At 57.4% G+C, this 25144-nt stretch carries 24 protein-coding genes and 1 riboswitch; of the genes, 13 read left to right on the plus strand and 11 right to left on the minus strand.

Annotated features, from left to right (window positions below; genetic code table 11):
• Positions 1-135: 135 nt before the first annotated feature.
• On the minus strand, positions 136-1686 hold the full coding sequence (locus ABLQ08_RS00830) for an MFS transporter (RefSeq protein WP_352938316.1): 1551 nt from the start codon (positions 1684-1686) through the stop codon (positions 136-138).
• A 43-nt stretch (positions 1687-1729) separates the two neighbouring features.
• On the minus strand, positions 1730-2077 hold the full coding sequence (locus ABLQ08_RS00835) for a hypothetical protein (protein WP_352938319.1): 348 nt from the start codon (positions 2075-2077) through the stop codon (positions 1730-1732).
• Positions 2078-2125: 48 nt separating this feature from the next.
• Between ABLQ08_RS00835 and ABLQ08_RS00840 the strand changes: the two genes are divergently transcribed.
• A complete protein-coding gene (locus tag ABLQ08_RS00840) occupies positions 2126-2332 on the plus strand; it encodes a hypothetical protein (RefSeq protein ID WP_352938322.1) in 207 nt (68 codons plus the stop codon).
• A 49-nt stretch (positions 2333-2381) separates the two neighbouring features.
• Here the strand turns inward: ABLQ08_RS00840 and ABLQ08_RS00845 are convergent, their stop codons facing one another.
• On the minus strand, positions 2382-2765 hold the full coding sequence (locus tag ABLQ08_RS00845; protein ID WP_352938325.1) for a hypothetical protein: 384 nt from the start codon (positions 2763-2765) through the stop codon (positions 2382-2384).
• A 264-nt stretch (positions 2766-3029) separates the two neighbouring features.
• On the minus strand, positions 3030-3809 hold the full coding sequence (locus tag ABLQ08_RS00850; RefSeq protein ID WP_352938328.1) for a FadR/GntR family transcriptional regulator: 780 nt from the start codon (positions 3807-3809) through the stop codon (positions 3030-3032).
• Positions 3810-4058: 249 nt separating this feature from the next.
• On the opposite strand from ABLQ08_RS00850, the gene ABLQ08_RS00855 reads away from it, so the two are divergent.
• The 3 genes from ABLQ08_RS00855 (at position 4059) to dld (ending at position 9077) form a co-directional block, all read left to right on the plus strand.
• Positions 4059-5108, plus strand: coding sequence for a TRAP transporter substrate-binding protein (locus tag ABLQ08_RS00855; protein WP_352938330.1), 1050 nt, complete (start codon positions 4059-4061; stop codon positions 5106-5108).
• Positions 5109-5234: 126 nt separating this feature from the next.
• Positions 5235-7301, plus strand: coding sequence for a TRAP transporter large permease subunit (locus ABLQ08_RS00860; RefSeq protein ID WP_352938333.1), 2067 nt, complete (start codon positions 5235-5237; stop codon positions 7299-7301).
• A gap of 57 nt (positions 7302-7358) precedes the next feature.
• Positions 7359-9077 (plus strand): D-lactate dehydrogenase, encoded by a 1719-nt coding sequence (dld, locus tag ABLQ08_RS00865; RefSeq protein ID WP_352938336.1) that lies wholly within the window; start codon positions 7359-7361, stop codon positions 9075-9077.
• 138 nt (positions 9078-9215) lie between these two features.
• On the opposite strand, the gene ABLQ08_RS00870 is transcribed toward dld, so the two are convergent.
• Positions 9216-10163 (minus strand): homoserine O-succinyltransferase, encoded by a 948-nt coding sequence (locus ABLQ08_RS00870; RefSeq protein ID WP_352938338.1) that lies wholly within the window; start codon positions 10161-10163, stop codon positions 9216-9218.
• Positions 10164-10200: 37 nt separating this feature from the next.
• Positions 10201-10306: riboswitch (SAM-I-IV-variant riboswitch) on the minus strand.
• Between the two features lie 112 nt (positions 10307-10418).
• Positions 10419-11039, minus strand: a complete 621-nt coding sequence (locus tag ABLQ08_RS00875) for a GrpB family protein (RefSeq protein WP_352938340.1) — start codon at positions 11037-11039, stop codon at positions 10419-10421.
• Positions 11040-11396: 357 nt separating this feature from the next.
• On the opposite strand from ABLQ08_RS00875, the gene ABLQ08_RS00880 reads away from it, so the two are divergent.
• Positions 11397-12116, plus strand: a complete 720-nt coding sequence (locus ABLQ08_RS00880; protein ID WP_352938343.1) for an SDR family oxidoreductase — start codon at positions 11397-11399, stop codon at positions 12114-12116.
• A gap of 113 nt (positions 12117-12229) precedes the next feature.
• Here ABLQ08_RS00880 and ABLQ08_RS00885 read toward each other — a convergent pair whose 3' ends face one another.
• A complete protein-coding gene (locus tag ABLQ08_RS00885) occupies positions 12230-12541 on the minus strand; it encodes an ArsR/SmtB family transcription factor (protein WP_352938345.1) in 312 nt (103 codons plus the stop codon).
• 48 nt (positions 12542-12589) lie between these two features.
• Here ABLQ08_RS00885 and ABLQ08_RS00890 point away from each other — a divergent pair, with 48 nt between their 5' ends.
• On the plus strand, positions 12590-13408 hold the full coding sequence (locus ABLQ08_RS00890) for an alpha/beta fold hydrolase (protein ID WP_352938348.1): 819 nt from the start codon (positions 12590-12592) through the stop codon (positions 13406-13408).
• Between the two features lie 52 nt (positions 13409-13460).
• Here the strand turns inward: ABLQ08_RS00890 and ABLQ08_RS00895 are convergent, their stop codons facing one another.
• The 3 genes from ABLQ08_RS00895 to ABLQ08_RS00905 form a co-directional block, all read right to left on the minus strand.
• Entirely contained in the window at positions 13461-13865 is a 405-nt protein-coding gene (locus ABLQ08_RS00895; protein ID WP_352938350.1) for a nuclear transport factor 2 family protein, read from the minus strand.
• 195 nt (positions 13866-14060) lie between these two features.
• Entirely contained in the window at positions 14061-16340 is a 2280-nt protein-coding gene (locus ABLQ08_RS00900; protein WP_352938353.1) for an autotransporter domain-containing protein, read from the minus strand.
• 337 nt (positions 16341-16677) lie between these two features.
• On the minus strand, positions 16678-17616 hold the full coding sequence (locus ABLQ08_RS00905; RefSeq protein ID WP_352938355.1) for a LysR family transcriptional regulator: 939 nt from the start codon (positions 17614-17616) through the stop codon (positions 16678-16680).
• 141 nt (positions 17617-17757) lie between these two features.
• Between ABLQ08_RS00905 and ABLQ08_RS00910 the strand changes: the two genes are divergently transcribed.
• The 4 genes from ABLQ08_RS00910 (at position 17758) to ABLQ08_RS00925 (ending at position 22348) form a co-directional block, all read left to right on the plus strand.
• Entirely contained in the window at positions 17758-19092 is a 1335-nt protein-coding gene (locus ABLQ08_RS00910; RefSeq protein WP_352938357.1) for a D-serine ammonia-lyase, read from the plus strand.
• 287 nt (positions 19093-19379) lie between these two features.
• Positions 19380-20393 carry a TRAP transporter substrate-binding protein DctP gene (gene dctP / locus ABLQ08_RS00915; protein ID WP_352938359.1) on the plus strand — a complete coding sequence of 338 codons (1014 nt, stop codon included), beginning with the start codon at positions 19380-19382 and terminating at the stop codon, positions 20391-20393.
• 90 nt (positions 20394-20483) lie between these two features.
• On the plus strand, positions 20484-21050 hold the full coding sequence (locus ABLQ08_RS00920) for a TRAP transporter small permease (RefSeq protein ID WP_352938362.1): 567 nt from the start codon (positions 20484-20486) through the stop codon (positions 21048-21050).
• Between the two features lie 5 nt (positions 21051-21055).
• Entirely contained in the window at positions 21056-22348 is a 1293-nt protein-coding gene (locus ABLQ08_RS00925) for a TRAP transporter large permease (protein WP_352938365.1), read from the plus strand.
• Between the two features lie 172 nt (positions 22349-22520).
• Here ABLQ08_RS00925 and ABLQ08_RS00930 read toward each other — a convergent pair whose 3' ends face one another.
• Positions 22521-23456, minus strand: a complete 936-nt coding sequence (locus tag ABLQ08_RS00930; RefSeq protein WP_352938367.1) for a LysR substrate-binding domain-containing protein — start codon at positions 23454-23456, stop codon at positions 22521-22523.
• 124 nt (positions 23457-23580) lie between these two features.
• Here ABLQ08_RS00930 and ABLQ08_RS00935 point away from each other — a divergent pair, with 124 nt between their 5' ends.
• From ABLQ08_RS00935 to ABLQ08_RS00945, 3 genes are all read left to right on the plus strand, one after another.
• On the plus strand, positions 23581-23766 hold the full coding sequence (locus tag ABLQ08_RS00935; RefSeq protein WP_352938370.1) for a YdcH family protein: 186 nt from the start codon (positions 23581-23583) through the stop codon (positions 23764-23766).
• A 37-nt stretch (positions 23767-23803) separates the two neighbouring features.
• On the plus strand, positions 23804-24004 hold the full coding sequence (locus tag ABLQ08_RS00940; RefSeq protein WP_352938372.1) for a hypothetical protein: 201 nt from the start codon (positions 23804-23806) through the stop codon (positions 24002-24004).
• Positions 24005-24211: 207 nt separating this feature from the next.
• Positions 24212-25039, plus strand: a complete 828-nt coding sequence (locus tag ABLQ08_RS00945; RefSeq protein WP_352938374.1) for a bifunctional allantoicase/(S)-ureidoglycine aminohydrolase — start codon at positions 24212-24214, stop codon at positions 25037-25039.
• Positions 25040-25144 lie beyond the last annotated feature (105 nt).

Genomic DNA, 25144 nt, shown 5'->3' on the forward strand with positions numbered 1-25144 from the left:
GCCTGTTTTTCTGTTGTGCAGCTTATCCATGTCAAAGAATGATAATTCTTCAAACAATACTTGTTGTTGGTGCCTGCAACACGAAATAATATTATCTGTTTGTGAAGTGGGTCACAAAAGGTCAGAAACTGCCGGTCACGCAGCTCGCGACTTTCGCTGCAGCACCGCGCAAAGAACCGCGCCAATGGCCGATGTGAAGGCCAGGATGGTGACAACGCCTTCAAAACCGTGTTCAAGCGCCCGGCCCAATGCAGCCCTGAGCTGTGCGGCGTCATTATCGGTAAAGGCCTGCAACACCTTGGCGACGGCCGAGTTCGATCCGTGCACCAGATCATGGATGGCGCCGGTGCGGTCCACGGGCCCTGAAGACAGACCGGCGATTGTCGTCGTGACGGCAGTGTGCCGGATCGCCGCGACCGCGACGCCGCAGGCGGCGATGCCGAAGGTGAAGCCGACATAGAGGCAGACATTGATGACGCCGGAACCCTGCCCGGTATCACTGTCCGGGAGATCGCGCATGCCGACTCTCGGCAGCAACCCGAAGGTCAGACCGAGGCCGAGACCGATCAGGCCGAGTTTCCACCACATGTCGGCATAGGACACATCTGCTGACAAATCGCGCAGCAGCCAGAAACCGGCGGCCATCAGCACCATGCCCAGGGTTGTCGGCCAGCGCAGATCGGCGTCGGCGAGAAGGCGTGGCAGAGCGATCGAACCGACGAAGAACAGCATCGTGCAGGGCAGCAGTGCGGCACCGCTGGCCAGGGCGGAGTAGCGCAGCCCCTCGGGAGATTGCACGAACTGGTTGAAATAGTAGATCAGCCCGAACATGGCGAATCCGGAGATGAAGGTCCCCACCGCTGCTGCCACATAGCTCGACCGGCGAAAGAAGCGCAGGGCGAACATCGGTTTTTCGATTCGCATTTCGCGCCAGAAGAAGCCGGCGCCGGCAACCGCGGAGCCGATCAGCAGAGACACGATTTCCGGCGAACCCCAGCCGCTTTCCGTGCCGCGGCTGAGTGCCAGGGTGAGAGCGCCCAACGACGCCATCATGAACGCGGCGCCAGCATAGTCGGTTTCCGTTCGGGCCGCCGTTTCCTCGGATACAAGATGCGACCGGGCGACCACCAGGCAGGCGAGGAACCCCGCAGCCAACAGCACGATGTCGAAAGCGAAGATCGCCCGCCAGTCGAACAAATCGGTCAGCATGCCGCCGATCAACGGCCCTATTCCCAGGCCCAGCGCCACGGCCGCCGACCAGAGGCCGAGGGCAAGCGTCCGCAACCGCTCGGGCGTGGCCACCGTGAGTACCGCGACGCCGGTGCCGAAGATACCGGCACCGCCCACTGCCTGCACCGATCTGCCGGCGATGACCATGGCGCCGCTATCTGCAAACAGGCAGATTGCGGACCCGAGCGAAAACATGACCGCACCGATCATCAGCAGTCTGAGTCGTCCGAAGATGTCGGAGAAACCGCCCATCACCCCGACCAGCACGGTGGCGACCAGCATGTAGGAGATCATCACCCATTGCAGGGTGTTGCTGTCCAGATCGAGATCGATCTTCATGAACGGGGCCGCAGCCATTAAGGCACCGCTGTTATAGGCAGTTGCCAGACCGCACAGCAGCGTGGCGGTCCACGCCAGCACGGGCACGTGGCCGCCGTCCTCCCCGTCCTCCGTCATGAGTCACCTCCAGGCGCAAACCGTCCAAATAGGGCGGCACCTATCACGGGTTGAAACTGATTCCCCAACATCTCAGAATCATTGCAGGGATGGGGGCGATTGCCAACCTCATTCCGATGCCGCCGGTTAATTCCCAGATGCGAGCTTTCAGCAGGTTGTCCATTCGGCGAGCAAAAAGAGGGTAGAGGGGCAGTATGATGAACCGGAGACCCGCGGTTGCCTCCACATCTTCTAGCGGTTGGAAGAGGGTGAAAAAAGCGATCAGCCCGGAAAGAATAAAGCCTGACACCATCCACCAACCCAAGGCAAGTCCGCCGACCTGCGCGGTGACAGGAAGTAACAGCAGAGCAGCAGCAATACCCGCGGGCCAGGAATTCACGAAGATTGCCATTGCAGTGGAATTTCTTTTCCGGAAAACCAGTCGACCAGCATTTTGGTCATGACGACGTTGAAAATGACATCACCGGCACACGCCAACAGCCTGGACGCAACCAGTATCATGATCATGCCGAGTGCAACGACGCGCTTGTCACCCAAGCGGACAGCGATCGCTCCGCCGGGAATGGCAATGAACACTCCAGGTGCCAGATACAGTCCAACCAGCAGACCGATATCCGCAAGACTGGCCGAACAGGCGATTGCCTAACCTGACAGGGAATCCGTTGCCAAAAACTCATGCACGTCTCGACTGACGGTCAACACCGGCAGTCCAGGACATCGTCAGCCTCATTCGGGCAAACGAGTTCCTGGCGAGGAAATCCCATTCTATGCTGGCCAAGCTCAGCGAAAAATCCGCCATTGGCCCAGCACCATTTGCCTTCACCCAAAACGGTGTTCGACGCATCGCAGGATCGGCCCAGATAGAGCGTTTCCCTTTCGCGCGTTACCGAGGACCCAGCCCCTGCTTCATGGAAGCGGGTCACTGGATATTGTGACTGCAAGACGTAGCCGGACTTGTTGCAGCTCAGCGACCAGCTGTGATTGTCGCTGACGTAACCGTAGTCTTGCGCCACCACGACCGAGGAAATCATAGCCACTGAAACGATTGATGTTGCGAGGACTTTAAGTTCTGACACCATTTCGGAATCCTCGTTCTGAATTTCCGGTTGGAACGCTGATTCAATAATTCTGCCTGACGGTAGCGACAAACGCCAGTTCTCAGCACTCAGGCCGACATGGATCAGATGATCAGCGTTGCTCACCAAGCCTGGGTAAATGCAGTCAGGTTCTGTCACTCCCGGCTTGTCATACATGGATCGGCTGGGAACAGGCGCATGCGACCGCAAGCTATCCACTTGGCGGCTCCCTTCGGCTCAGCGTTCCAGTCTCGTCGCGTTGGCGACCTACAGCCCAGACGCCTGCTTGCGCTTCTTGGCAAAAGCTTCGCGCCGCTCACGGTCCTCGCCGACACGGAACGACATCTCAACGAAATCGAGATGATCACGCGCTGCAGCTTCGGCCTCCGCGGGGTTGCCTGCAAGGACGGCGGCAGCAATACGCAGGTGCTGTTCAAGCAGGCGTTCGCCGGATCCGTCAATCGTGCGCAGGTACCGGCGATTGTAAAAGACCCCTCGGCGCGTGAGGTCGTAGATCGAGCGCATCATGTGAATGAGCATGGCGTTGTGGCTGGCATTGACGATGACGCTGTGGAACCTGACGTCCGCCTCTTCCGACGCCTCAAGGTCGCCCTCTTCCTGAGCCCGTTGCAGCTCGGCAACAACGTCCTCGATCGCAGCCCGATCCGATGAAGTCGCCCGTTCGGCTGCCAGTCGTGCCGCAAAGGCTTCCTGTTCCTTGCGGTATTCCAGGTAATCGTAGAAGGCAACGCCGTGGCGGGCGTAAAGATCGATGAGAGCCGGGGTCATCGCCTGACCGGAGAGCTGGGCGACAAATGTCCCCTCCCCGTGGCGGACATGGAGCAGCCCCAGATCCTCCAACCGCTTGAGCGCATCGCGCACCTTCGGGCGAGATACGTCAAAACGTTCCGACAATTCTCTTTCGGATGGCAGGCGCGCTCCCTCAGGCAGGATACCCTGAACAATGAGGCTCTCCACCTGGTTGGCGACGAGATCCACCACCGACTCCGCGGCGATAGGTTCGAACAGGTTGTTCAGATCACTCATGCTGCACCTCCTCATTCAGTGGTAATCTTGCTTTACCTCATGAGCAAGTATTTTCCCTCATTATCGGCGATTTTCTTCCAGTTTCCCAATTTCTTAGCCTCCAAAATGCAGTCACTAGATTGTCCAAATTTCAACAAGAGGTAAACAAAATTGTTGACTGGCTATGGAGGTTAATTTTATTTACCTCTGGTTTTTCGTTGCTCAACGTCCCGCTCCGGGTCGCTGGCAACCACCCCTGGAGGAGAAGACATGACCAAATTTCTGACCGGCCTCGTGCTTGCCGCGGGCCTTGCCGCACAACCGGCTCTTGCCGCCGACAAGCTGATGCTGAAAGTGCCCGTTGCGTTCTCGACCGAACTGCCGAGCCTCGGCACGCCGATCCCGCGCGTTGCCGAGGAAGTCGAAGTGATGTCCGGCGGCACGCTTCGCATGAAGGTTTACGAGCCCGGCAAGCTGGTTCCGGCGTTCGAGATCCTCGACGCTGTGTCGTCGGGCAAGATCAATGCGGGCTACACCACTGCGGGTTACTGGGCCGGCAAGATCCCGGCCGCTCCGCTGTTTTCTGCAATTCCCTTTGGTCCGGAAGCCGGCGAGTACATGGCATGGATCTATTATGGCAACGGTCTTGAGCTGTACCAGCGCATGTATGATGAAGCCGGATACAACGTGAAAGTTCTGCCGTGTGCGGTGATAGCACCGGAAACCTCCGGCTGGTTTTCAAAGGAGATCAACACTGCCGATGATCTCAAGGGCCTGAAAATGCGTTTCTTCGGCCTTGGCGGAAAGGTCATGGAAAAGCTGGGCGTTGCAACGTCCCTTCTCCCTGGTGGTGAAATCTTCCCGGCCCTTGAAAAAGGCGCCATTGACGCAACCGAGTTCTCCATGCCGGCGATCGACCAGCGTCTGGGTTTCCACAAGGTAGCGAAATACAACTACTTCCCCGGCTGGCATCAGCAAGCCACGGTTTTCGAACTCCTGGTCAACAAGGACGTCTGGAACGAGGCTTCCGAGCAGCACCAGCACATCCTGGCCGAAGCCTGCAAGGCCTCGATGGCTGACAGCTTTGCGGAAGGTGAAGCCCTGCAGTTCGATGCGCTGAAGCGCAATGTTGAGGAAAACGGCGTCGAGATCCGCAAGTGGAGCCCTGAGATGCTGCAGCTCTTCCGGGATACCTGGGAGGAAGTTGCCGCGGAAGAAAGCGCCAATGATGCTTACTTCGCCGAAGTCTATGCAGACCTGAGCCAGTTCCGCTCCAACTACGACCTTTGGGAAGAAAACGCATTCCTGCCGCGCTTCTGACCCCAATGGAAACTGCCGTGTCCGCCCCCCCGGGCACGGCTTCCCGACTTTGTCAGCGCATCAGCGGCAGCCCTCGACGGGACCGCCGACAGGTGAGCTGCGGCCGTACTGAGGAGGACCGGCGCGATGACCATGAACACGGACTACGAAGGCGATCTGGCCGAGACCTATGAGGCGATCACCGAACACAAGGACCCGGACCGCTTCGGCGTCGCGGTCGCCATCGACAATGCAGTCAAGTTCACCGGCCATGCCGTCATGCTGGCCAATCTCGCGCTTATTGCGGCCATCGTAATCCAGGTCGTCCTGCGTTACGTTTTCAATATCAATTTTCCGAAGCTCGACGAGCTGCAGTGGCACATCTATGGCCTCGTCACCATGATCGGCGTTTCCTACGCGCTGACAACGGACAGCCATGTTCGCGTCGACCTGTTGCACATGCAATTGTCACGGCGTGCGCAGAGGGTCATTGAAATCCTCGGCATCCTATTCCTGCTTGCTCCTTTCATCTGGCTGATGATCGATCAGGGCTTCGACTACTTCCAGGAAAGCTATCGCGTGGACGAGCGCTCCTCCTCCGCAACGGGCCTGCCTTATCGTTGGGCCTTCAAGGCGATTATTCCGATCAGCTTCGTTCTTCTGGGCATCGCGGCACTTGCACGACTTCTGCATGACGTTCACGCGCTTGTCGTTGCCGACCCTTCGGAGCGCGAAGGCCGGGGTTTTGCGCGTCTGCTCGTTCTCATCGGTATCTTCGTGCTGGTGACAGCCGGACTTTCGACCCTGGTCGAAACGACCGAGGAAATGCTCGTCATCGCCATGTTCATGAGCTTCGTCGGCATGCTCTTCACAGGTTTCCCGGTGGCCTGGACGCTGGCTGGTACGGGCATGATCTTCTGTGGGCTCGCTTACCAGTTCGATATGGGCAACATGGCCTGGACCGGACTTGAAGACACGTTCACCGGCCTTGATTATCTGACGCTCGGAGCCGTTGTGAACCGGGTTTATGCCGTCATGTCCAATGCCGTCCTGGTGGCATTGCCGATGTTCATTTTCATGGGCCTGATGCTGGACGAAAGTGGTGTCGCCGAACGACTGATGACTTCGATGACCCGGCTGTTCGGCACCGTGCGTGGCGGCCTTGCCATCACCGTCACTCTGATCGGCATCATCCTCGCCGCCTCGACCGGTATCGTCGGCGCCTCCGTCGTGCTCCTCGGCGTGCTTTCCCTGCCGGCCATGATGCAGCACCGCTATTCCAAGACGCTGTCGACCGGTGTCGTTGCCGCTTCAGGCACGCTCGGCATCCTCATTCCGCCGTCGATCATGCTGGTGATCATGGCGGACCAGATGGCGCTTTCCGTCGGTGACCTGTTCATGGCGGCGGCCATTCCGGGAATGCTGCTGGGGGCGATCTATCTGCTCTATATCTTCGGTCTGGCGCTTCTCAATCCGAAAGCAGCTCCGGCCCCAGAAGGCGCCCGCGCACCGGACTGGGCAGCCATCAAGGATATCTTTGTCGCCCTGCTGCCTCCGCTGGCCCTGATCTTTGCGGTCCTCGGCTCGATCTTTGCGGGTATCTGTACTCCCACCGAGGCCTCGGGCATTGGCGCCATCGGTGCGACACTGCTGGCGCTCGCCTATCGCAAGCTGACTTTCACGAAGACATGGAACGTTCTGAAGGCCACCTTCAACACAACCGCCTACATCTTTGCCATTTTCCTGGGTGCGACGGTGTTCTCTTTTGTGCTTCGTGAACTCGGCGGCGACGAACTCATTGAAAATATGGTCATGTCGACCGGGCTTGGCCCGAGCGGAACCGTGATCTTCATCCTCGGCATCGTTTTCCTGCTCGGTTTTGTACTTGATTGGATCGAAATCACGCTGATCGTGCTGCCGCTGATGCGCCCGATCGTCAACGGGCTTGGTCTCGACATTCCAGGCTTCGGCGCAATGGATGAACCAGCCCTGGTGTGGTTCGTGATCCTGGTGGCGGTGACTTTGCAGACCTCGTTCCTGACGCCTCCCGTTGGCTTCTCGCTGTTCTACCTGAAAGGGGTTTGCCCCGACGGCGTCAAGTTGACGGACATCTACAAAGGGATCATTCCGTTCGTGCTGCTGCAGCTGCTTGGCCTGTCCCTGGTGTTCCTGTGGCCTGCGCTCGCCACCTGGCTGCCTTCGGTCGCATACTGAACCAACCAGCGGGCCGCTCGCTGCGGCCCGCCGTTCCTTCCAGGTACGAGGCCTGCCATGACCCGCGACATTCTCATCCGGAACCTGACAAAGATTGTCGGCAACCGTCATTGCCTGACGGATAAAGGCAAGACCGAACGCTACCGCAAAGGCTTCCGATCCGGAGAAGGCGAAGCGGTTGCGGTGGTTGTGCCAGGTACACTTGTCGAGATGTGGCGCGTTCTTGAAGCCGTTGTTGCGGCCGATTGCATCACCATCATGCAGGCAGCAAACACCGGACTGACGGAAGGCTCCACACCGAAAGGCAGCTATGATCGGGACGTGGTCATCATCTCAACGCTGCGCCTCGACAAACTCCATGTGCTCGACGAAGGCCACCAGATCGTCAGCCAACCAGGCGGAACGCTGTTCACCCTTGAGAAGCTCTTGAAACCTTACGGCCGTCAACCTCATTCGGTCATCGGCTCATCCTGCATCGGCGCGTCCATCATCGGCGGAGTGTGCAACAATTCAGGCGGCGCGCTCGTGCGACGTGGACCGGTCTACACCGAGCTGTCGCTTTTCGCGCAGATCAATGCCGCGGGCGAACTTGAACTCATCAACCACCTGGGAATCGACCTCGGGCAATCACCGGAAGAGATTCTCGGAAAACTCGACCGCAATGAAATCGATCCGACTCGCGTGATTGGTGACGCAGGCCGTGGCTCCGACGACAGCTACAGCGACCGCGTTCGAGATGTCGACGCCGCAACCCCTGCCCGGTTCAATGCCGATCCACGCGGGCTTCACGAGGCATCCGGCTCAGCTGGAAAAATCGCTGTCTTTGCCGTGCGCCTCGATACATTTCCCATCGAAACCGGTGAAAAGGTCTATTACATCGGCACCAATTCCCCAGCCGACCTGACGGCCTTGCGCCGACGACTGTTGACGGAACTGCCGGAACTACCCGTCAGCGGCGAATACCTGCACCGTGAGTGTTTCGACGTCGCGCACAAGTATGGCAAGGACACGGTGTTGATGATCGACTGGTTCGGCACTGACAGACTGCCATTGTTCTTCGCACTGAAAGGCGCCATGGACGCCCGGCTGAACAAAATCCCGTTCCTCCCGAAAAACCTGACCGACAGAGCGATGCAGTTCCTGTCCCGCCTGGCTCCCGAAGCACTGCCGCGCCGGATGCGAGATTTTCGCGACAGGTTCGAACATCATCTGATCCTGAAGGTTTCGGGTCCGAGCGCAGCGCAGACAGAAAGCATACTTGCCGACACGCTTGGCACCGACGGATGGTATCGCTGTGATGACAAAGAGGCCGGCAAAGCAATGTTGCATCGGTTTGCCGCCGCGGGAGCCGCGGTGCGCTACGGCGCTGTCCATGCCAACGAATGCGAGGACATTCTTGCGCTCGACATAGCCTTGCGCCGCAACGATGCCGACTGGTTTGAGAAACTGCCGGCAGACCTCGAAGAGCATATTGAGGCAAAGCTCTACTACGGCCACTTCCTCTGTCATGTCCTGCATCAGGACTATGTCGTGAAGAAAGGTTCAGATCCCAAGGCCCTGAAGGCCAGAATGCTGGAGCTCCTGGACAAGCGTGGAGCCGAATACCCGGCGGAGCACAATGTCGGACATCTTTATGAGGCCAAACCGGCACTCGCCGACCACTACAGGTCACTTGACCCGACCAACAGCTTCAATCCCGGCATCGGCAAGATGTCGCGTGAAAGGAACTACGGTCATTCCTGCTGCGCCAAGCACCACGAAAACGCGGCGGAGTAACCAATCTCGACGCCATCTGTTCAGCGTTTCAGGGGGGGGCATTGAAAGGTCCCCCAGCAACAGAACTCCAGAAACGTCTAAGCCAGTTCCGCTCAGACAAATCATTCCAGCTGACTGTTTGCAGGCAGTTTCCTCTGACTAAGCACCGGCACTGATGGGCGCTGCCACCTCTACGTTCTCAGTCTGCCCAATGGAACTAAGATCAAACGGCGTTGTCTGATACATGTCGTTGATCCAGTTACCAAACAGCAGATGCGCGTGACCGCGCCAGCTGTTTTCCGGTGGCAGCGAGGGATTGTCCTCCGGGAAATAGTTTTGAGGCAGCCTGCCGCCACCATCGCGAACGAATTCTTCGCCAAGCGTTTCGGTGTCATATTCCAAGTGATTGAACATCAGAAGCATGCGACGTGCCGGGTCCTCCAATAGGCAGAGACCGCTGTCGTCGTTCTCCGCCAGGACCTTCAATCCGCTCTCTGCCGGAATGTCCTCGTGCCTGTTCTCTGTCCAGCGGGAAACCGGCACTTCGAACTCATCGCAGAAGCCGCGCAGATAGGGAGACGTCGGAGCGAGATTTCGATGCTTGAACACGCCGAACCGCTTTTCAGGAAGCAGGTGTTTGGGCAAGCCGTGAAAATGATGAACAGCGGCCTGAGCGGCCCAGCAGATCATGAAACAGCGATGGACGTGGGTCTGTGTCCAGTTGAACACTTCCGAAAGCTCCGGCCAGTAGCGCACTTCCAGAAAGGGGCGCTTTTCCACCGGAGCACCGGTGATGATGAAACCGTCAAAGCGCTCGTCTCGAATGTCCGCCCAGGGCCGATAAAAGGCCTCCATGTGTTCCGCTGGCGTGTTCTGCGGAACATGATCCGTCATTCTCACAAGCGTCAACTCGACCTGCAAAGGGGTGGCCCCGAGCAGGCGTGCGATCTGTGTCTCCGTCTTGATCTTGTTCGGCATCAGATTGAGCAGACCAATCCGCAGCGGCCGAATATCCTGCCGCATGGCTTCAGCCTCACGCATCACGATCACACCTTCGGATTCCAGTGAGCGGCGGGCGGGAAGATTGTCGGAAATTTTAATTGGCACGTGCGTCGATCCCTTTTTGCTGAAACGACGCTAATGGCGAGATCCGCTTGGTTGCCGGTTCGGCCACATTCCCCTTTCGGAGCACCACCTTGCTCGGAGCAGCAGGTTGGCGTTGGGCGTCGCCCCAACTCGTAATGCGACGCTCTTTTTATGTTGCCGGATCACAATTGGCAACGGTGAATTATCACAAATCGTTCAAGTTGCTGACAAAACCCATTTGCCGACTCTCGTGTGAGTGACTTGTGCGGCCCAGTTTTATTCCCGCCAGTCGGTTCGCCTTGGCTTGCCAAATGCGGCACGGGCTTTCTGGATTTCTGACCGGATAAATTCACCTTTCGCGTCCGTATAGTCGGCGATGGTCGGGAGGTTCATTGCGGCGAGTTCTTTCTTAAGCGCCGCGTATTCTTGAACGACAGAGGGATGGCTGCATAACCAGTCGCGGAAAAGGCGTTCGTCCTTATCGGCCCATTGACACGCCGGAACGATATGAAGGTTGTACGCTTCACTCCCCTCATTCGCAGAACGCCCGAAAGACCTCCTGCGGCGGAAGCCACCGTCCAGCGGTTGATAACCTAGTTTCTTCAATTGAGGCAGGAATGCCTCCACCTCCTCCAGCAGAGTTGCCGATGCCATCAGGTCGATGACCGGCTTGGCAACCAGCCCCGGCACAGACGTGCTGCCGATGTGCTCGATCTCAAGAAACGGGCAATCGGGGCAGGACAGAAGCTGGTTTCTTTCGTTAAGAAAGCGGTCGGGCCATCTAGGGTCATAAGGCGCAATATGAATAACCTGAGTATCTCGAAACATGCGGACCTCAAAATTGTTGAACCGGCCTGAAAACAACAAATCCAGATGTTCTGCGCGGATGCGCCACAAGTCTTCTCACGGGTTTTCATCTATCCGGAACGCCGCACTATCGCAGGAAGGACAGCTGAAAGGATACTCGAATGTTGGTTCAGTTCAGTCAAAACCAAGCTGGACGCCAGCGACCGTAAACGGACAAATCTCAAACTCTCTGTTGATCGACCATTCCGAACTTTAGATTTCCGTCCTGCAGCATCGATAGTTTGACCTGCCGTCATATTCCTTCAGAGCCAGGCTTCTCCTCCGCCTTCCTTCTCTTCTCTTCAAGCCACGTCCGGCACATGCACGCCTGAAGTGTATGAAGACCGCTATCCATGTTAAAACCCCTCCACGGGCTGGAGCGGCATGAAAGTTGGCCAAGAAACGGACATGAAGCAGCGTACATTTCTGGTTACCGGCGCCAGCAATGGCATTGGCCGCGCGGTTTGCGAGCGGTTGAACCGTGACGGACAGACCGTCATTGGCCTGGCGCGCCACAGCGACCCAACCTTTCCAGGCGAGCTCATATCCGTTGACCTGACCGACGCTGACGCCACGGCCTCCGTTCTAACCGATATAGCATCACGACACCGGTTGTGCGGTGTCGTGAACAATGTCGGCATTGTTGAAACACAACCCCTTGAGGACGTATCGCTCGACAAACTCAGATTGGTTCTCGACCTGAACATACGCACCGCGGTTCAGGTTACGCAGGCCGCGCTGCCCCATATGCGCAATGAGCAATGGGGGCGGATCGTCAACATTGCCAGCCTTGTCGTGCTCGGGGGCCTGGAACGCACATCTTACGCCGGGGCCAAAGCTGCCCTGATCGGCATGACCCGGGACTGGGCGCTTGAGCTTGCCGCTGAAGGCATCACGGCCAACGTGGTGGCACCAGGTTCCACCGACACGAAGATGTTCCGCTCCTTTGCACCGCCTGGCAGTCCCGAGGAAGCTGCCTACACCAACATAATCCCGGTCAAGCGGCTTGGTGACCCAAACGAACTTGCCGCTGCAATCTGTTTTTTCCTGAGCGAAGAGGCCGGTTTCATCACCGGGCAGACACTTCATGTTGATGGCGGAGAGTCCATCGGCAAAGCCTCATTTTGAGGACTGTGACAATTGCCCCTGGCTGCAAGGACGGTTCCTGTCCACCATCGCTTGCGAAAGACGCCGGAGGGCGATGCAGAGAAAAAGCGTTAGGCCTCGCCTACCCTCGAGCTCTATGTGACCGACAGCTCCAGCTGCAACCAATTCAGATAATCCTGGATCACGGCTTCATTGCGTTTGCAGTAGGACCACTTCTGGTGCTTGCGGACGGTGATAAAACCCGCCTGCTTCAAGATTTCCAGATGCCTGCTGGCAGTTGGCTGGGCGACACCCAACGCCTCCGCGATCAACGTCATGCAGACGCCGAATTCCAATGGGTCCGCAGACCACTGGCCTGCAAAGTGTTTTTCCGGTTCAGCCAGAAGCTTCAGGACGGACATCCTGGCTTCACTGGCCATCGCCTTGACTTGGGTTGACCGATCCATACAGATCTTCATATAGTCATTTAGCTAATTGTCAATATGAGTAGAGTCATGCTGGAACTGCCAAGCAAGTCGATTGTTGAGGGCAATACGGTCAGGTGGGGCGTTGTCGGCGAAGGCCCTCCTCTCGTCGCCATCCACGGCACGCCGTTTTCTTCGCAAGTGTGGCGCAGGATCGTGCCCCACCTCGCAGACCGAAGAACGATCTATTACTTCGACCTTGTCGGTTACGGTCAATCGGAGATGCGCGATGATCAGGATGTTTCTCTGGCCGTGCAGAACAGGGTTCTGAAAGCCCTGTTCAGCGAATGGGAGCTCGACCGTCCGGACATTCTGGCACATGACTTCGGTGGCGCCACGGCGCTAAGGGCCTATTTCCTCGACGGGTTGCGCTACGCTTCAATGACGATCTTCGACGCTGTCGCGCTCGCGCCCTGGGGCTCTCCCTTTGTCCAGCACGTCAGGATGCATGAGGAAGCGTTTTCCAAGATGCCTGATTACATGCACCGGGCGCTCCTGGAGACGTATTTGCAGACCGCGGCGCACAATCCGTTGTCCGCGGAAGCCATGGAAATCTACTGCTCCCCATGGCTGGGAAAGGTCGGTCAGCCCGCGTTCTACCGGCAGATCGCGCAGATGGATCAGAAGTATACCGATGAGATCCAGGACAGATATCGCGTCCTTGATTGTCCCGTTACGGTGCTTTGGGGCAAAAACGACGAGTGGATCCCGTATGAGAAAGGCGCGTCACTCGCAGCCCGGATATCCGACCGACCGTGCATACCGGTCCAGAACTCCGGTCACCTGGTACAGGAGGACAGCCCGGAAGCCATCGTGGCTGCCGTTCTCAACCAGATTGCAGGCGAATGAGCGAAAGCATTGATCTGATCCCGGAGGTCGAATTTCAGGAACCGCGAAAGCCTTACGCAGATCGCCAGCCATTGGCGCACGGAAGCGCGACGGTCAGACGCCATGTGCCGTCACAGTTTCGCATGACATAGTGGCTGTCGATCTTTTCAAGCAACGTTCCGTCCGTTTTGAGTCTCTGGACATTGGAAACGTCAACAACTGCCAGTCCATTCCCGCACGAAACCGCACTGACAGGTCCTAGTGTCGTGTGGCTGAAACCCGACTTTTCCAGTTCGGATATCATCTCTTCGAAAAAGGCGAGGAGTACTTGCCGGTTCGGCAAAGTGACTGCTCCACTCGGAAGCACAAAGGTTGTCGGTTCGTCATAACAGGTAACCACCCCTTCCAGATCGCGCCGGTTCCAGCAATCCAGGTACCGGTCGAACAGGTCTTGTGCTTCTTTGCTTGCGTCGGTCATTGAGTTCTCTTAGCCCCGAACCAAAGATTAATAGCGGGACTCTAACCGATCGCAGACCGCATCGCCAGATCAGGAAACGGAAACAGGCACTTACGATGCCGGCACTTTCCGTTCAGACAGACATCATCCTTGAGAGTGCCTTTCGGGAAAGCAGACGGGTTGCGGCTTTACGCTCTCAGCCGCCGTCCCCTGTCGCTAAAAGCGGATACGCATACCGACCCGGCCCTCGCCCCGCGAATTGGTATCGGAACCAATTCCGGCTTCCGCACTGGCAAACCAGATAGAATTTCCGGAAAGCTTTCCGTTCATGTTCACTCCGGCAAACGCACCGATTGCCTCGTCGCCGTTTCCGGAAGCGAAACTGAAATCCTGCCCCAAAAGAACACCTGTCAGCGTGTCGTCCCCGAGGGACAGGCGCCCATCCACCCCCAGACGGGTTTCAAGGGTCAACTGCGTTCCTTGATAGGCCGGGACAGCAAGCTGAACCCGTCCGACGAGTTCATGCAGACTACGGTCATCGACAGTGAGATTGGCCGAAGACCCGCTCTCGGTATAGCCATCCAGCCACGCTCCGACGTAACGCACCGTCGCCGAAGGTCTGATCGCCCGGTTGAGCACCGAGAATTCCGCTGCTGCAGAGGCTTCGGGGGCAATGAACCAGCCGCCATAGCTTGCTGTCGCCGTTTCGGTGCCGCTGGAGGTGGTGTTGCTCTGAACGTCGCGTTCGCTGTCATAGTCAGAATAACCGCCGGTCACCGTGAACCCGAGTGCATAACGACCGACTTCATGAAGGCCGTAGAGGCCACCGTAATAGGACCCGTTGCTGACATCGTTGTCGCCATGGTCCGCATCGACACGCCCTGCGGAGGCGCCTGCGAACACACCGAGGCGTGTACCGGATGCGAGCATTCCGTCGATACCGGAGACGAACCCGCCATAGGCATGATCGCTGTCTCCGCCCGAACCGCTATCCTTCCAGCTGCTCGCACCGCCGAAGCCCGACAGCCAGATGCCCCGGCGCTTTTCCGGATGTCCGTGCGTTGCAACGACGACACCTGCAGGGAGGGTGTGGAAATCCGTTTCTTCCCAAAGGCGATCTGCAATGACGCCCGAAATGCTGCCGGTAAGGTCGACAAGGGCCCTGCCCTCGGAAAACAGTCCCGTCGTGTCGATCACTGCCACCTGATTGCCGCTCATGGCCACAATCGCGTCGTTTGCCTCCACCACTTCCGGCATGCCGATAAAGGTATAGGCAATGGACAGGTCGTCACCGACGGTGAGCGTATCGGAAGTGGTGCCGAGGTTGATCGTACCGATGATGACAGATCCCGCTTCCAGGGTCAGATGACCTGTTCCCCCGGATTGGAAATCAATTGCCGCGCCGTCCGGACCATTGGCATTCTGGATGAGACCCGAGTTGGTCAGGCTGGCCTTGCCGGTTGTGTCCTGATCGAACGAGACTGCAGCACCGTTCGTCCCCGTCAACGTGCCAGAGTTGATGACCGTACCGTGGTCGAGTGAGATAGCGTTGTTTTCACCTGAAATCCTGCCGGTGTTGGTCAGGCTTGTGATGCTGACAGCCTCAATGCCGTCATCTCCGCCGATGATCTCGCCCGCATTGTGAAAACTATCGGCGGTTCCCGCCCCCAGGCCGTTATCGATCAGGATAGCATCGTCGTTGCCGGTGATCCTGCCCGTATTGGAAAAGGTCTCGAATGAGCCAACCCGAACGCCCTCCTCGTCCTCACCGGTCAAAGTACCTTCGTTGATGAAAGTCTGAACGTCACCATCAACGAACACCGCATTGTCGCCGCCGGTTACTGATCCTGTGTTCCGGAAGTAACCGAGCCCGTTGCTGTCGACGGCCTCGTCATCAGCAACGATCGATCCGGAATTGATCAAAGTATCAATTGTCCCGATCGCGAGAATACCGTCGCCTTCCTCACTGATGAGCTCTCCGGAATTGCTGATCGTTCCGATGCTGCCGCCCCGAATGATGCTGCCACTCTCAGCGGAAATTGTTCCCGAGTTGGTCAACGTTTCGATGTGTCCACGCGCATATATCCCGTCGTCGCCGCCAAATATCGTTCCACTGTTGGAAATCACTGTGGCGTCGCCCGTATCGACAGCGTCGTCGAGACCGGAAATCGTGCCTGTATTTGTGAGCTCCAGTGTGGAGTTCTGGGTGCTAATGGCGTCGTACAAATCATCGGTTGTAGAAATACTGCCGTCGTTGATGATGGTGACTGTGGTCCCGTCAACTGCATCGATCACCGCATGAGCGGCGCCGTTCTCGATCGAGGCACCGGACTGCACCTCGAGTATCTTGCCATCGTCGATTGCGACCTGACTGGTGACATTCGGGCTGCCCGCAACCACGGTTCCATCGTTGATCACGTCACCAGCGAACACCACTTGCGGCATCGCAAGCGGCAGCAGCGCCGGCGCGCCCTTGAGAATGATACGAAGGCTCACGAGCGGTTTCCTGATTCTGTTTTCCGGATGCATTTGACTTGTGAAGCTGTTGGCCCGATTGAAGAAAAGATCTTCCCAGAGCTGTAGAACACAAAAAGGCCGGACCGGAGAAGGACCATAGCCGCCAACAAGCGGACTTTTCGCGCCAATCTTTCATGGCAGAATGAAGAGCATCGAATTTCGGCAGCCGATACGCGAAGCCGAACAAGCCAGGCTGGTAATCCCGCCAGTCAGGTTGAATGACGTTGAAGAACCAAAGTGAAAGCGGCAAAAATTGTCTGAAAGTCCTTAGACCGGACTACTGGACTTTCAAAAAAAATGTCAGCGAAAGCTCGTCTTAGGGTCGATCGACACGCAAAGGTGCCTCGGACAGTATTTCGTCTCTCAGCCAGTCGACAAACTGGGCTATGCGCAGGTCTTCCGTAATGGGATGAAGCGACATCAGTCTGTAACGCGCTTCGCTGGCGACTTCCAGGTCCAGCGCCGGCAGCAGTTCACCGGAGTCCAGATATTTTCTGACAAGCAGAGAGCGTCCCATCGCGACACCTCGCCCCAACAGGGCGGCACGCGTTGCGATATGCGTCAGATTGAAGAAATCACCCCTTTTTGCATCGACAGCCGCGCAACCGGCTCCGGACAGCCAGGTTTTCCACTCCACGGACGGATCGGCACCATCCCAAGGCTGCTCGTCATGAATGATATTGATGCGATTGAGATAGCTTTCAGCCGTTTCGTTTTCCCGTTTTCTCTCATAGTCGGGAGCACAAACCGGAATGTAAATCTCTCCCCGCAGATCTTCACAACAGAGATCGTCATAAGATTCCATATCGAATCGTATGGCCAGGTCGATCCCCTCGTCCAGCATGATGGATTGGTTGATCTTGTGCATTTCCGCCCGAATTCGGATATTCGGCCGTCCGGGTTGCCCGTACCAGGATCCCAATCTCGGGATCAGCCAGTCCATGGCCAATGACGGCAGGCAGCTGACCACAAGCTCACTGCTTCCAGCCTCCCGGCTAATTGCATTCAACTCCAGCTCCAGCTTGCCGAATGCATGATCCGCCGCATCAAACAGACGTTTACCTTCCTTCGTCAGAACGACCCGGCGCCCAACACGCTGAAACAGATCAATGCCAAGGCGCTCTTCGAGGCGTCGAATGCGCTGGCTCACTGCCCCTTGCGTAATGTTCAACCGTAGAGCCGCACCGGAGAAGCTTTGCTCCTGTCCAGCGGCTCGAAAGAACCAAAGATCCGATAATGCACTTCCGTCCAGCATCCGCTTTTATTAGCACTGCTAATCGATATTGACAAATAATATGGTTTGTCGGACAGCAGGTCCGCCCTTAGCATATCCCGGATATTGTCCTTTTCGCTGGCAGGTGACCGCCGCGAAAAAACCACCATGAGGTAGCCAGATTTGAAACCGTCCATCCTTGAAGCGGACGTCTTGAAAGACGTAAAGGCTGCGAAGCCGACCTTGTGGATCAACCCGAACCTGGATCGCTGGAAAGCGGGCGATCCAGACAGGCCATTTTCGGCGGAAGACGTGGTCGACGCGGGGGCAAACTGGCGCAGGTTCGCGCCGCTTCTCGCCAGGATCTTTCCTGAACTCGAAGTGACCGACGGAATCATTGAATCGCCGCTGACGGAGGTGCCCGGCGCTCGAAGGGAACTGGGATACGACACCCCGGACCATGGCCGCCTCCTGGTGAAAGCCGATCACGACCTGCCGGTCGCGGGTTCCATCAAAGCGCGCGGCGGCATCTATGAAGTGTTCATGTTTGCAGAGGCGCTGGCGCGTAAAACCGGGCTTTTGACGCCGGACGAGGCGCTAACCGCGCTTGCGGATGATCGAATGAAATCCGCGTTTTCTGCCTATACGATTGCGGTCGGTAGCACCGGAAATCTGGGATTGAGCGTCGGAATCGCTGCCAAAGCACTCGGTTTTCAGGTGGTCGTTCACATGTCGGTGGACGCCAAACCATGGAAAGTCGACCGCCTCACCCGCATTGGCGCCACGGTCGTTCAGCACGACACGGACTATACCAGCGCCGTCGAGGCTGCCCGCGACCAGGCCGACAGCGACGAGAAGATCTACTTCGTCGATGACGAACAGTCCAAACTACTGTTCCTGGGCTATAGCGCGGCCACCCTCAGGCTCGCGGCACAGCTTGAGGAGCAGGAGATTCCAGTAGATTCTGATCATCCGCTGTTCCTGTATCTGCCCTGCGGCATCGGCGGCGCACCGGGCGGCATCACCTTTGGAGCCAAATCGATCTTCGGCGACAATGTTCATTGCTTCTTTGTTGAACCGGTCCAGTCGCCCTGCGCTCTGGTCCAGCTCATGTCACGGGCGGCTCGCACCGTCTCGGTCTATGAATTCGGCCTGACCAACAAGACCGAAGCGGACGGCATGGCGGTTGCGAGTTTCTCAAAATTCCTGGCCGGCACGATCGGACCGATGGTTTCGGGCGTGCTGACGGTCAATGACGACGACCTGTTCCGCTGGCTATACATCCTCGATGAATGCGAAGGAATGCGCGTTGAGCCGTCCGGCACTTCCGGATGCGCCGGACCGAACGTCCTCACGAATACACCCATGGGACGAAACTACGTATCCCTGCAAGGCCTCCAGGGTAAAATGAAGAATGCGACCCATGTGATCTGGACCACAGGTGGCCGGTTCGTGCCCGACGACCAGTACAGGACCTTTCGGGAACGGGGCCGATCGATCGCACTGGCATCTGTCTGACCCCGTCGACTTCGGCGCAATGGCGCCCTCTGAAAGACATTTACAGGGCCTTTACCTGAAAGCCCGCGACCGACCGGTCGCGGGCTTTTTGCATCGGTGATGCATCAAAGTAATTCATTAGCTGCCCTTATAGATTTCGTTAGAAACTATGCTTTGTCCGAAGCGGTCGGCAGCAGTAGCGTTGAAACATGGCAACAGGCCAATGACCGGATCGCGCGAGGGAAGAAACCGAAATCCGCGCGACCTGTATCCCACTTCATTCTTTGCCCACCGGGAGGAGCAACCAGATGATCAATATTGCTAAGTCGACGCGACGGACGATCCTTTGCGCAGCATTATGCGGCGTTCTGGGCGCGGCAATGGGCACCAATGCTGCCCAGGCAGAAACCCGCCTTCGGATCGCAGGACAACATGCGCCGGATCACAATGCGACGCTGGTTCTGAAGGAGATCGAAAGGCAGCTCGAAGATGCAAATGTCGGACTGAAGGTTCAACTGTTTCCAGCCGGACAGCTGGGCACCGGTGAACAGGTTTTCGGCGATGTTCAAAAAGGCGCAATCGACATCGCCCATACGTTCATCTACAGCCACAACGACCCGCTCCTGGACATCAACTCGATCCCTTACCTCGTCTCCTCCTATGACGAGATGAAGACGGTGTTTTCGCCGGGTTCCAATTTCTACGAGGTCTATTCGGGACTGCTCGAGAAACAGGGGATCCGCCTGCTGGGCATTTTCGGCGAAGGCTTTATCGGTGTCGGCTCCTCGAAGGAACCGAAGGACGCCAAGGGTGTCGGAGACAAGGGACTGACGATACGCGTTTGGAGCGCCACCGTTGCCAAGGAAACGGCTGCCGACCTCGGCTTCAAATCGACCACGATCGACTGGGGTGACGTTTATCCCGCTCTTCAGCAAGGCGTCGTGGATGGCGTGATCGGCGGCACGCCCGAGGCGAACTACACGAATTTCCGTGACGCAATCAACTTCTTCGTGCCGTACAACACCTTTGTCGAGAATACCGCCTATTACATGAGCCAGGACACCTGGGACAAACTCGATGAAGCGCAGCAAAAGGCGGTAACCGACATTTTTGCCGCCGCTGCGGCCCGCTCCTTCGAAACGTCGGAGGCGACGGACAGGGAATACATGCAGAAGCTGTCCGACGACGGCATCAACGTCATCGCCCTGACAGATGAAGAACGGGCGGATATCGCCACCCATATCCGCAACAAGACCTGGCCGAAGCTGGAAGAGCTGTACGGCGCCGATCTCTTGACCAAACTGAAGGAGGACGTTCAGTAGGCGTATCTCCCTGCGCCTGCCAACGCGGCGGCCGGAGCATCCTTTTTCGGGCTCCAGCCGCCGTCCTTACCCGGAACGATAGGTCGAGTCATGTCCCTGGAAACCAACCTGCCGTCCAAAGTACAGCACACGGTCCGCATTTTGCTCCGAATTCAGAAAATCATTCTGTTCCTCTGCAGCATGCTTCTGGCCATCTCCTTTTTCCTGGTTGTCGTGCTGCGCTACATTTTCGAAGCCGACCTGTTTGCCTACGAGGAATGGGTGCTGGCGATCTCATTCTGGCTCTACTTCATCGGCGGTGCTCAAGGCAGCTATGAAGGCACTCACATCAAGGCCGACTTCGTCAATGCCTGGGTCGGGAGCATCCGGGTCAAATGGCTGATCGCCAACACCGCCCTGCTGCTTGAAATCGCGGTTGGGATCGTCCTGTCCTACTGGGCGTATCTGATGGTGATGGAAGATGCCACCAAGTATCCCGACTGGCCGGCAACCGTCGCCTGGAAAATCCCTTTCCTGCTGCCGAGACTGGGGATCTTTCTCGGGCTCGTCCTCATGACCTTTTACACCGCACTTCACTTCTGGGTCGCGATCAAGCTCGGCCCGTCGCACGAATGGGACGCTGAAGAAGCCGCGACCGGCGTTAGCGAGGGGGTCTGACCATCATGATTATCGGATTTACGCTGCTGATCCTTTGTGCAGCCCTCATCATCGGCATGCCGGTGCCGTTCGCCTTCGGCCTGACCATGATTTACATCACCTTTGCGGGTGGACACGACGTCACCACCCTGCTTCCCTCCGGACACTGGCGAATGAATGCCCTGGTTCTCCTGGCCATTCCCCTGTTCATCATGGCCGGTGGCATCATGGAACGCGGCAAGATCGCGGCTCCTCTGGTCGCGCTTGCCGAGTTGTTCGTCGGGCGTTTCAAGGGTGGACTGACTGCGGCCGCCATCGTCGCCAGTGCCGTCTTCGGCTCGATTTCGGGCAGCGCCTCGGCGACCCTGACCTGCATCGGCTCCATCATGTTGCCGCGCCTTCGCGCCGCCAACTATCCTCGTGGACTATCGGCCGCGATCATTGCTAACTCGGCGCCGCTCGGTCTGTTGATCCCGCCCAGCTCGATCCAGATCATCTACGCCTGGGTCACCAGGCAGTCGGTTCTGAAATGCTTTCTGGCAACCGTCGTCCCCGCCGTCATTCTGGTCACGCTGCTGATAATCGTGAACTTCTTCATGTTGAGGCGGGAAACCACGATCAAACGTGAAGCACCGCCAGAGGATTTCGTCCAGGAACTGGGCAGAAAAAGCAGGAGCGCCATTCCGGCAATGATGATGCCGGTCATCATTCTCGGTGGCATCTACGGCGGCATCATGACACCCACGGAAGCCGCGGGCATCGCGGTGATCTATGCGATCCCGGTCGGTTTCTGGATCTACAAGGGGTTGAACCGGGGCAATTTCATACCGACGATCATCGAGACTGCGACCACCACCGGAGTGGTGATGGTCATGTTCTTCATGGTGATGATTGTCAGCCGGCTGCTGATCTTCGAGGACATTCCCGGCATTGCCCAGGAGATTGTCTTTTCGATTTCGGAAAACCCGATCGTCCTCCTGCTGATGGTCAACGTCGTGCTGGTCCTTATCGGAATGCTCATGGACGATGTCAGCGGCATTCTGCTCGGCGCCCCGCTGCTGTTCCCGATTGTCACGGAACTTGGCATGGACCCGATCCAGTTTGCTGCCGTGATCGGCGTCAATCTCGGCATGGGCAACATTACGCCGCCGACAGCGCCCCTGCTCTATCTGGGAGCCAGGGTCGGCAAGAGCGAAGTCAATGCGATGATGCGCCCGACGCTCATCATGATCCTGTTCGCCTGGCTTCCAACGCTGGTGGTCACGACCTACTTCCCGGCGGTGTCACTGTGGCTGCCCGAGTTGCTGCTCGGCCGGTAGCCGCGCGTGCAAAGCGGCAGTTCGGCCGCAAAACGTACCGAACCGGAAGATCTCGCGCCGGTTTCGACTTGCCAGCAAGGGATCCTTGCCAGGCCATTTCGGTGACGCAACTGGGATTGCCCCGGATATGTCGCTTCTGTGAGCGGAAGGCCCGAGGTCGGGCTAGGTCCAACTAGCCTTCCGCTGCCTCTACGCCCGCCACATGCATGTTCGCCACCGCCTGATGTGCCAGTGACAGAAGCTTTTCGTAATGAGCGGCCCTGGAGTTGCCGTGACGCCAGACAAGATACATCGTTCGCTGCATCGGCACCCCTTCCACCTTCTTTAAAAGAAGGTCGGGTTCTTTTCTGAACTCCGAAGCGATGTAGGCGGCCGGAAAAAGCGCCAGCCCCATTCCGATCGAGGCCATCTGCCTCAAAGCATCAAGACTCGTTCCCTCATAGTCCTGCAGAAAGTCGGCACCTGCGGCCCGAGCCAAGGCCTGAACATCATTGTGCAGGCGGAACCCGGCGCTGAGCGACAGTAGTTTTTCGCCTCTCAGAAGCGAAACGGGAATGACTTCCAGTCCCGAAAGTGGATGAGACCTTGGAACGGCCAGCGAAACGCTCTCATGGCAAAGGACACGTTCTTCCAGTTGCCCCGAGGGTGCAACATCCGGGGTGATGATGCAGTCCAGGGCTCCGGCAGCCAGACCTTCTTCAAGAAGGTTGGGCCGGTCTTCGCGAATATAGAGTTCGAGATCGGGAAACTCACGCTTCAATATGGGCAGCAGGTAAGGCATGAAATACGGCCCGAATGTGGGAGACACGCCCAGACGGATTAATCCACCCAGATTTGCCTGTCCGGCCTGCGCTGCCGCCACAATTTCGTCCAAACTCTCAAGTGCCTGTCGCGCCAGAGGCAACAGACGCTCCCCCGCGGCGGTCAGGCTGATATCACCTGCCCCCCGCTCCAGCAGCGTGCAGCCCAACTGTTCTTCCAAGAGCTTGAATTGTGAGGACAAAGTCGGCTGCGAGACATGACATTTCTCTGCTGCCTTACCGAAATGCAATGTTTCGGCAAGGGCGATAAAATAGTCCAGTTGCCGAGGAGACGGACGAAAACGCATGTGAGTGACTCGACCTATTGACGTTTTCTATCAATATAATTCAAACAATGTATTTCTTCTATGTCACTTTTCTCCCCATATCTGGATTGTCAGCGCAACAGCCGAAATGATGAGGAGATAGGCGATGTACAACCGTTTGAAATCCTTGCGTAGTCAACACAATACCTTGGATTCTCTGATCCGTAGAGAGGAACTGCATCCCTATCCCGATACGCAACACATCCGCTCCTTGAAGAAGTTCAAGCTTCGACTGAGAGATGAGATCACCCGGATTGAGGGCGGTCTGAATTCCAACAGGCTGGCCTTCTGACCAGCCCACCCGAACACTTGAAACCAGGAAACAGGATATGAACCCGTTTTGGCCGTTCCTCCCCCTGCCTGCAATGCAGTCTCAGTTCACCCGCCGGACAAGACTGCAAGACCTCGACGCACGGATGTCGTCCTTCCTGTCCGAGAAGCAGGCGTCGAGCACCAGCTGCCCCAAGGTGCTCGACAATATCAAGGTCGCTAAGTCGACCGTCCAGCGCGAGATGGCCTTAGAAACATAAGCGCCGGCCCGAGTTTCCTTCCCACTGGAAACGGCGCGAACCATCATGCTGGATCAAGACCCGCCCGCGTGGACCCCGCGGGCGGGTTTTTTCTTGTGAGCGAATTACCAATTGCGCTCGCCCCGGGACCGTTCCTAAGATTGATGCAAACATCAAGGTCACCGCCTCCCTTGAAGACCGTGTGATCCAGGAACAACAGGAACGCATATGACGTCCCCGACCTATTTTGCTCCGAACGGCGGACACCCGCCGCAAACGCAGCTGCTCACGGACCGCGCCGTTTTCACGGAGGCTTATGCGGTCATTCCCAGAGGAACGATGCGGGACATCGTCACCAGCTATCTGCCGTTCTGGGACAAGACCAGGCTTTGGGTCCTGTCTCGCCCTCTCTCAGGCTTCGCGGAAACGTTTTCCCAGTACATCATGGAAGTTCAACCTGGCGGCGGCAGTCAACACCCTGAAACCGATCCTCAGGCCGAGGGCGTTCTTTTTGTGGTTGACGGCAGCGTGACGCTCGTGGTCGATGGCGACCTGCACCTGATGGAGACAGGTGGATATGCCTATCTGCCAGCCGGATGCCAGTGGACGCTGAAGAACGAAAGCAGCGCTCCGGTCCGCTTCCACTGGATCCGAAAGGCCTACGAGGCCGTGGAAGGTCTCTCCTCACCTGATGCCTTTGTCATAAACGAAAGCCAGATCGCTCCCATTGCCATGCCCGAGACCGACGGCAAATGGACGACAACCCGTTTCGCCGACCCCGATGACCTTCGCCACGACATGCACGTCAACATCGTCACGTTCGAACCCGGCGCGGTCATCCCGTTTGCCGAAACCCATGTAATGGAGCACGGCCTCTATGTTCTGGAAGGCAAGGCAGTTTACAGGCTCAACCAGGACTGGGTGGAAGTTGAGGCAGGTGACTACATGTGGCTGCGCGCCTTTTGTCCTCAGGCCTGCTACGCAGGCGGTCCGGGCAGGTTCCGCTACCTGCTCTACAAGGACGTCAATCGGCACATGAAGCTTCGCAGAACTTGAAAGCTCTGCAACAGGATTGAATTGAGAAATTGAGTCCGGATATTGCGGTAACAAGCTGAATTTAAAAGAGTAACTACAAGCCATTGCGCAATGTTTCTCGAAAGG

This window comes from Roseibium sp. SCP14, assembly GCF_040329475.1.
GTDB lineage: Bacteria > Pseudomonadota > Alphaproteobacteria > Rhizobiales > Stappiaceae > Roseibium.